Below are 8,565 nucleotides of genomic sequence, written 5' to 3' on the forward strand. Positions count from 1 at the left end.
GAGTGCACGGGTTGATGTCGAGCGATTCGATGCGCTCTTGATTACCTTGTGCAACGAGCGGCGAAAAGTGACACCGCAAATCGAAAAAAATTCGGAGGGAGGACTGGAGCGGAAGCCTGCGGTTTCAGGCAGCGGTGGCGACGGCGAGCATGTTGCCGTACAGATTCAGGGAAAACCCGAGGCTTTCGGCCAGTTGCCGGAGTGCGGCCGGCGCGTCGTCGAGCGGAAAGACGCCGCTCACGCGGCGCGACAGCGCGGCTTCCGGAAAACGGATATAGCCGCCGAAGTAACGGCCCAGCGTTTCGATCACGTCCGGCACCGCGCGGTCGAGCACGACCAGCGTGCCGCGTGTCCACGAGAAGATGTCGGCCGACGTTTCGGGCATGCGGGTGATCTGACCGCCCGACAGCGACCACGCCGATCCATCGGGTACCCGCAAGCGGCGCCCGTGAGGCACGGCCAGCACCGCATCGCCACCTTGCACGGCCACGACGGTATGCAGGCGCAGAACGTCCACGCTCACGCGCGCCCGCTCGGTGCGGACCATGCCGTCGCGGGTGGTCACGACGACAGGCTGATAGCCCGCGCGAGTCGGATCTGTTGCAACCTGGCCGGCGGCCAGATAGAGGTCGGCCTGGTCACGCGCATGGGTATACACCCGCGTGGCCGCGCCGGCCGTGACCGAAACGCTGCCGTCGAACTGGACTCTTTGTGGGACCACATCGCCATTGTGGTAGTCCGCGTCGAGCGAAAACGTCGAAACGAGCTGGCGCGTGCCGATCCCGGCGAGCACGAGGCCTCCCAGGCCCGCGCCGGCTTTCAGCCATCGTCTGCGGTGACGCGACGGCTCGTCGAGCGCCCGCCGCACCGCCGTACTCGACGTGCCCTGCAACGGGCCGAGCCTGCCGAGCCGCTGCTGCAGCCGCGCCCATGCTTCTTCGTGGGCCGGGTCCGCGCGCCGCCATGCCAGGAATGCGTCGCGCTCCGCCTGCGAAATCTCGCCGGAGCGTAGCCTCACTTCCCAGTCAATCGCCTCTTGCGCCACGGGATCGAGCGTGGAGTTACCGTTCATGAGCGTCAATCAATCGAGGGCGAACGGCCGTGCCGCACACGCAGCCCGTTGCCGAGCCGCGAATTCCGGAACACGGGTTTCGCGCGGAGCATAACATGCCGTAACGAGCGCATCGCAACGAACGATGCGGCGAAATGCGCGGATCGGTTGCGTGACGCCCGGCCTCGCGGCGGTCCTCACATCGACGATCGGCCGCAGCGCCTTCAGGCGGGCCCGCGGTTGCCGAACAGCCGAAATTCGTCCGGCGTAGGGTCGGGCACGGAAAGGTTCATGATGCCGCCGCGACCGACGTTTGCCGTTGTGCGGCGGCCCCCTACTCCCGCCACGTCGCCTCCGCGAGCTTCGCCACCAGTTCGTCGTACACCACCCGGATACGACGCGGCATCGGCCCGCGCCGCGGCCGATAGACGTGCAGCTTCCACGGCTCGGGCTCGAGGCTCGGCAGCACCCGCACGAGACGCCCCTTCCTGACGTACGGCCGCACAAGATATTCCGAACACTGGCCTACTCCCACCCCTGCGCACACGGCCTCGATCTCCACCTCGGTGTCGTCCGTCAGGTAAGCCGGCGACGACGGCACGAACTGCTGCTCGCCGCGAAACATCCACGGCCACGGCCGCCCGCTTGCACGATCGATCAGGCACGTCACCGGCATCGCTTCGAGCGCCTTGCGGTTTTTCGGCTCGCCCAGCCGCCTGATCAGCGACGGCGCGGCCACCACCCACATCGGCAACGGCCCGACCATGCGCGCGACGAAGCGGTTGTCGCCGATCGCGCCGACGCGCACGCCGATGTCGATCTGCTCGTCGACCACCGGCGACGGCACGTCGGACAGCCGCAGATCGGGCACGAGCCCCGGATACCGCTGCATGAGGCCGGTGAGGATCGGCTGCACGTAATGCCGCCCCATGCCCGACGGCGCGGTGATCCGGACGACGCCGACCGGCTCGTCGCGCTGGCCGGTCGCCGGCCCGAACAGCCCGTCGACCACGGCCAGCGCGCCCTGCACCTCGCGCGCGAACGACTGGCCGAACGCGGTGATCCGGATGCTGCGGGTCGTCCGGTGAAACAGCGTTTCGCCGAGCATCTCCTCCAGTTCGCGCACCGCGCGCGTGACGACCTGCGGCGACACGCCGAGCCGCGCGGCCGCCTCGCGAAACGTCGGCGCGGCGGCAGCCGCGGAAAAGATCTTCAGGATGTCGAGGCGGTTGAGCATGGGAAGCCTTTATGATGCTCGCGAAAAAGCGATTTTAATTCCTCAAGAAGGAATTCTGAATGCGCCATTGTTCCATTTTTTTGTCGCCGTCGAGCGACCACAATGCGCATCAGACGTCGCTTCGACGCAGAGGGTCAACCACCACGGAGAAACGCATCATGAACGCAAGCACGCACTCAGCCCCGCTCGACGGTCGCATCGCCCTCGTGACGGGCGCCAGTTCCGGCATCGGCCGCGCATCGGCGATCGAACTCGCGCGCCGCGGCGCGAAGGTCGTCGTCAGCGCCCGACGCAAGGCCGAACTCGATCGACTGGTCGACGAGATCGCGACCGCCGGCGGCAACGCGACAGCCTTCGCTGCGGATGTCGCGAACGAAGCCGAGCTTCGCAAGCTGTTCGATTTCACGGTGTCGACCCACGGACGGCTCGACATCGCGTTCAACAATGCGGGCACGGAAGGCGTGTTCGCGCCGATGCTCGAGCAGGACGCGCAAAGCTACGACCGAGTGTTCGAGCCGAACGTGCGCGGCGTGTTCAACTCGATGAAGTTCGCGGCCGAGATCATGCTGCGTCAGGGCAAGGGCAGCATCATCAACAATGCGTCGATGGGCGGCGTCATCGGCTTCGAGAATGCGTCGGTGTATATCGCGAGCAAGCACGCGGTGATCGGGATGACGAAGACGGCTTCGATCGAATGGTTCAAACGCGGCGTGCGCGTCAACGCGCTGTGCCCTGGGCTGATCGATACGCCGTTCCATCATCGCGGCATCTGGGCGTCGGAGGAAGCACGGCTCGCCTTCGCCGAATCGACGCCGGCCGGCCGCTGGGCGTCCGCCGCCGAGATGGCGACGGTCGTCGCGTTCCTCGCGTCGGACGATGCCAGCTATGTGTCGGGGCACGCGCTCGTGGCCGACGGCGGCTATTCGATCGCGTGATGCACCGGCGGCGTGCCGGGCAGCGGCTTCACGGCGCGGGGGCCGCGAGCGTCGCTTCCCGTTTCGCGTGCAGCCGCAACGCGGCCCACGCGACACCGGCCGCGAAGATCGCGACCACGCCGCCGAAGGTGCCGATCCACGGCAGCCCGAAGTCGCCCGCGATATGGTTGCCGAGCAGCGCGCCGGCGCCGATGCCGACGTTGTACAGCCCCGAGTAGATCGACACGGCCAGGTCGGTCGCGTCCGGCGCCAGCTTCAGCACCCATGCCTGCATCGCCAGCCCGAAGCAGACGATCGCGCCGCCCCACACCAGCGTGTGCACGGACAGCGTGACGATGTTCAGCGCGCACGGGAACAGGATCAGCAGGCAGCCCGACAGCGCGACGATCGACGCCAGCAGGAAATCGTCGGGCCGGTGCGGGTAGACGCGATTGAAGCAGACCGCGGCCGGCAGGCCGGCGATGCCGAACAGGATCAGCACGTACGTGATCCGGCTGTTGCTCGCATGATTGATGCTCTGCACGAACGGTTCGATGTACGTGTACGACGTGAAGTGCGCGGACACGACCAGCACGGTGATCGCATACAGCGCGACCAGCGCCGGCTTGCGCAGGAACACGCCGATGCTGCTCAGCGACCCGGCGCCCTGGCTCGGCAGCAACGGCAACGTGGCGCGCAGCAACAGCAGCGCGACGCCCGCCGTGCCCGCGATGATCAGGAACGTGACGCGCCAGCCGAACGCCTCGCCGATCACGCGGCCGAGCGGAATCCCGGCGACCATCGCGATCGCCGAGCCCATCGCGATCAGGCTGAGCGCACGGCTTTTGCGGTCGCTCGGCGCGAGCCGCACCGCGAGCGGGATCGAAATCGACCAGAACACCGCATGCGCACACGCGATGCCGAGCCGGCCGATCATCAGCACCGTGAAATTCCACGCGACGCCGGTCACGACATGGCTGCCGATGAACACCAGCAGCGCCACGCTCAACAGCTTGCGGCGCTCGACGTGCCGCGTGACGAACGTCAGCGGCAGCGACACGACCGCAACCGCCCACGCGTAGATCGTCAGCATCAGGCCGACCGCGGTCGGTTGCATCTGCAGGCTGTCGCCGATCGCGCTTAACAGCGCGACGGGCACGAATTCGGTGGTATTGAAGATGAAGGCGGTGAGTGCCAGGGCCAGAACGCCCCACCACGATTGTTCGGAACTGACGGCGTCGGGGGTTGCCATACGGGGATTCGACGAAGGTTGGGCGCGCGCGGGCGGCCCGCCCGGCGCATCGGCGCGATTGTACCAGCGGTGTTCGCCCCGCTGCCGCCGGGCGCGGTGCGTGCGGCGCGGGACATGGCGGTGACACGGCCGTGCGCCGATAATGTGACGAATGAGGTTTTGCCGACGATTTGCCCGACCACCATCGGGCCAGGGAGAGTTACATGCGCATTGAAACGTCATTTCTGTTCGATCTCGACGGCACGCTCGTCGACAGCGTCTATCAACACGTACTCGCGTGGAAGGAAGCGCTCGATGCCGAAGGCATCGAACTGTCGGTGTGGCGCATCCACCGCAAGATCGGGATGAGCGGCGGCCTGTTCCTGAACCAACTGCTGCGCGAAACGGCCGGCGACATCGACGCCGACCGTGTCGAGCGGCTCGCGCGGCTGCATGCGGCCGCGTACCAGCGGCTGCGCGCTCAGGTCCGGCCACTGCCGGGTGCGCGCGAACTGCTGGCCGCGCTGTCGAATGCCGGCATTCGCTGGGCGATCGCGACCAGCGGGCGGATGGAAACGGCGGCGATCAATCTCGAGGCGCTCGGCGTCGATCCGGCGAAGAACGTGGTCGTCACGCGCGATCAGGTGAAGTATGCGAAGCCGGACCCGGATTTGTTCCTGACTGCCGCCGCGAAGCTGAACGTGCCGATCGAGCATACGGTGGTGGTCGGCGACAGCATCTGGGACATGCTCGCCGCCGCCCGCTGCCGCGCGCTCGGCGTCGGGTTGCTGGCGGGCGGGTACGGCAGCGATGAGCTGGAACGGGCGGGCGCGCTGCGCGTGTACGACGATCCGGCGGATCTGCTGTGGCACCTCGACGAGGTGGCTGCGCGGCCGTAGGCGCCAGTGCGCCGCTCCCGGTCCGTTCCTGCGTGAGCGGGCGTTTCAGTCGAGCTTGACGTCATCCTGCCGCACGAGCTCGTCCGGCCGGTAGCCGCGCGCGCGATCGTTCGCGTCGCGGCTTTTTTCGATTCATCGAATCGAAACAATCCCCACCGCCATTGACAAGCGCGATTTTAATATTTTTATTCGTATCTGTTTTCCCGTGTTTTTAAAACACACGGGAAGATTCTTGAAAAATCGAATCGCCTTTCATATAACAAAAACACTTCGCTTCCGGTTCACGATCGCAGTGCCAGAATCGTGAAAATACGCGTTGCGTACGGAGCCGAACCGGCCAGCCGGCGCCAGCCCGCGTCGCCAGGTGCCCCAGGCACGATATGGGGCCTGTGTCGCGATGTGGCGTCGTAGCGCCCTTTCCGCCATTTATCCGGGGATTCTATAAATGCGCACGGATCTTTCACCGTCATAACGTTTCGACCGAAGCATTACCTCGATTTATTCGATCGCACGATCACAGGTATCGGCCGGGGTATTTTTGTGCCGGCGTTTCGTAAAGACGTGCGCGGCCGCTCGATCGGCGGGCATTGTTTTGTCCGGTTTGACGGAAATGGACGACGCGAGGATTTCGATGAATCAGATCAGCGAACAGGCGATCGCCGAACTGCGCGCGCCGCACCTGGAACCCGCCCTACCGATCCGGGTGCTGCATGGCGAGACGGTGAGCGATTACGAGCGGAAAGTGCAGACGACCTACGCCGGCAGCCCGGACGACTGGCGCAAGGCGATCGGCGAGTACCTGTTGTTCCAGTTCGGTGTGTACGACGATCCGCGCTCCACGCCGCCGATCTCGCTCGATGAATCGGGCATTCGCTACTTCGAACGCCAGCTTCATCTCGCCGGCTTCGACGGCCCCGTTCCCCCGCGCGTCGAACGCATTCTCGACATCGGCTGCGGCTGGGGCTACATCCTGAAGTATCTGGCCGGCCGCTTCCCCGGCTGCATGCGCCTCGACGGTATCAACGTCAGTCGCGAACAGCTCGACTACTGCGCCCGCTTTCATGCGCAGCACGGGCTCGCGGGACGCATCAACCTGTATCAGTGCAACGCACAGGACGTCGATCGACTGCCCGATCCCGCGACGCCTTACGATCTCGTGATCATTCGCGGCGTGATCTCGCATTTCCCGAACGCGCTGTACGAAAAGGCGATGCGCGCGCTGCATGCGCGTGTGCGCGGCGGCGGCTCGGTGGTCATCTCGGACAATCTGTACAACGTCGACCTGAGCGAATACGCGTCCGACACGCCCGACGAGGTCGACCGGATCGCATGCAAGCACCGCAAGACGCCCGATTATTTCAGGCAGGTGCTGATCGACGCCGGGTTCGCGATCCGCGACATGCGCGTGCTGCCGTCGAACATCGACGTCGCGCGCTGGCTGATGGATGCCAAGGCCAACATCGACCGCCATTTTCCGCACCGTGCGCCGGACACGCTGGAAGAACTGCGCGTGCTCGCCGAAAACTGGTCCGTCGCGCTGATCAAGAACAAGGTGTCGACCTACAGCATCGTCGCGGTCAAACCCGACGCGTAACCCGGAGAGCCGCATGCAAGCATCCGGAACGCCGCGCGCCACGAGCGCGCCGCCCAGCGAGACGCAAACGCTGGTACTGCCGCTGCCGCATCTGTCGCTGCCCGTCGCACGGCACCCGCAGCATGAAGCAATCGAGCGGCAACTCGCGATCGACGACTACCCGTACATTGTGCAGCACTATCGCAGCGACGCAGCGGCGCGCTGTTTTCTCGCGCAGCGCATTCCCGCGTATGGCAGCCTGTGCTACCCGAATGCGCGGCCCGATCGCGTGTACGCGCTCCACCGCATGATGCACGTCACGACGCTGATGGACGACGCCTTCACACATCTCGCGCGTACCGGCGACCAGGCGGGGCTCGACACGTTGCGCGAGTATTTTCTGGCGGCCGTCGACGGCACGCCGCCGCCGGCCGACGCACCTTCCGCGCGACTGCTGCACGACACGCTGCGCTCGATGCGCGCCCAGAGCGAGGCGCGCCCGGCCTTCTGGCGGCGGTTCGTCGCATGCATCCGCGAGCAGATCCATACGCAGGCCAGCCCGACGGCAACCGATGCATCGCGCCTGTCGTTGGCCGACTATCTGGCGTTTCGCCGGGTCGAGGGCTTCGGCCACTGGATTACGCTGCTCACCGAATACGCGCTCGACATCGACATGGGGCAGCGCCTCGCGCAACACGCGGCGCTGGCCGACGCGCGCGATGCGACGATCGATTCGGTGATCCTCGTCAACGACCTGTTTTCGTTTCGCAAGGAATGGTCCGCGCACGAGCGATTCAACGCCGTGTGGATCCTGATGCGCGTCGAGCAACTGAACGCCCAGGCGGCGCTCGACCGGCTGGCGGTACTCTGCACGTCGAACGAACACCGTCTGATCGACGCGCGTGAAGCGGTCGCGACGGGCGCGCTGGCCGGCGACGCCGATGCACAGGCTTACGTAACGGAACTGGGCTACATGAGTGCGGGGAATGCGGAGTTTCATGCATTCAGCACCCGCTACCACGGCGACGACCTCGGCGGCGGGCGCTTCGCCGGCGGCGCAGTCGCGATGACGGCACTGCCGACGCTCGAGGAAATCGCGGCGGCGGACCGGCATGCTTCGCCCCGGTGACTGGAGACGCACATGCACGCACCGATCCCTGTTGTGCCCGAACCCGCCGCCGCTTCGCGACATCGCTATCCGGACGGCTGGTTCGCGCTGGCCTACAGCCGCGACGTCAAACCCGGCGCGCTCGTCGTGACGCGTTTCATGGGCGCGGACGTCGTGCTGTATCGAACGGCATCCGGCCTGATTCGCGCGGTTGCGCCGCATTGCCCGCACCTCGGCGCGCATCTCGGGCACGGCGGCATCGTGCGCGGCGAGGAGATCGTATGCCCGTTCCATCACCTCGCGTTCGCGCCGGACGGCACCTGCTTGCGCGCCGGGCGCGACGGCAAGCCGCCCGCCGCCACGCTGCGGCAGCGCCCCGTATGCGAATGGAACGGCCTCGTGCTCGCATGGCACGACCGTGCGGGCGCAGCGCCGTCGTGGTCGCTGCCCGAACTCGACCTCGACGGCTATTCGCGGCCGCGCGGCCAGTGCCATACGCTGAACGGCAGCCTGCAGAATCCGGCCGAGAACGGCGTCGACGTCAATCATCGT

8 protein-coding genes are annotated in these 8,565 nt (G+C 66.3%); 5 read left to right on the forward strand and 3 right to left on the reverse strand.

Features of this window, described 5'->3' with window-relative positions:
• Positions 1 to 124: 124 nt before the first annotated feature.
• The gene (locus JMF90_RS12645; RefSeq protein WP_077179751.1) at positions 125 to 1,072 is read right to left on the reverse strand and encodes a DUF4880 domain-containing protein; all 948 of its coding nucleotides are present in this window, start codon (positions 1,070 to 1,072) and stop codon (positions 125 to 127) included.
• 313 nt (positions 1,073 to 1,385) lie between these two features.
• Positions 1,386 to 2,288 carry a LysR family transcriptional regulator gene (locus JMF90_RS12650; RefSeq protein WP_062885673.1) on the reverse strand — a complete coding sequence of 301 codons (903 nt, stop codon included), beginning with the start codon at positions 2,286 to 2,288 and terminating at the stop codon, positions 1,386 to 1,388.
• 158 nt (positions 2,289 to 2,446) lie between these two features.
• On the opposite strand from JMF90_RS12650, the gene JMF90_RS12655 reads away from it, so the two are divergent.
• Entirely contained in the window at positions 2,447 to 3,223 is a 777-nt protein-coding gene (locus JMF90_RS12655) for an SDR family NAD(P)-dependent oxidoreductase (RefSeq protein ID WP_077179749.1), read from the forward strand.
• 28 nt (positions 3,224 to 3,251) lie between these two features.
• Here the strand turns inward: JMF90_RS12655 and JMF90_RS12660 are convergent, their stop codons facing one another.
• Positions 3,252 to 4,454 (reverse strand): sugar transporter, encoded by a 1,203-nt coding sequence (locus JMF90_RS12660; RefSeq protein ID WP_077179748.1) that lies wholly within the window; start codon positions 4,452 to 4,454, stop codon positions 3,252 to 3,254.
• 203 nt (positions 4,455 to 4,657) lie between these two features.
• Between JMF90_RS12660 and JMF90_RS12665 the strand changes: the two genes are divergently transcribed.
• The 4 genes from JMF90_RS12665 to JMF90_RS12680 form a co-directional block, all read left to right on the forward strand.
• The gene (locus JMF90_RS12665) at positions 4,658 to 5,332 is read left to right on the forward strand and encodes an HAD family hydrolase (RefSeq protein ID WP_012336648.1); all 675 of its coding nucleotides are present in this window, start codon (positions 4,658 to 4,660) and stop codon (positions 5,330 to 5,332) included.
• 631 nt (positions 5,333 to 5,963) lie between these two features.
• The gene (locus tag JMF90_RS12670; RefSeq protein WP_201317299.1) at positions 5,964 to 6,926 is read left to right on the forward strand and encodes a cyclopropane-fatty-acyl-phospholipid synthase family protein; all 963 of its coding nucleotides are present in this window, start codon (positions 5,964 to 5,966) and stop codon (positions 6,924 to 6,926) included.
• A gap of 13 nt (positions 6,927 to 6,939) precedes the next feature.
• On the forward strand, positions 6,940 to 8,034 hold the full coding sequence (locus tag JMF90_RS12675; RefSeq protein WP_077179746.1) for a methyltransferase type 12: 1,095 nt from the start codon (positions 6,940 to 6,942) through the stop codon (positions 8,032 to 8,034).
• Positions 8,035 to 8,046: 12 nt separating this feature from the next.
• A partial coding sequence (locus JMF90_RS12680; protein WP_201325140.1) for a Rieske 2Fe-2S domain-containing protein occupies positions 8,047 to 8,565 on the forward strand: 519 nt, incomplete at its 3' end.

Source organism: Burkholderia sp. E168m23 (genome assembly GCF_016586125.1).
Taxonomy (GTDB): Bacteria; Pseudomonadota; Gammaproteobacteria; order Burkholderiales; family Burkholderiaceae; genus Burkholderia; species Burkholderia orbicola.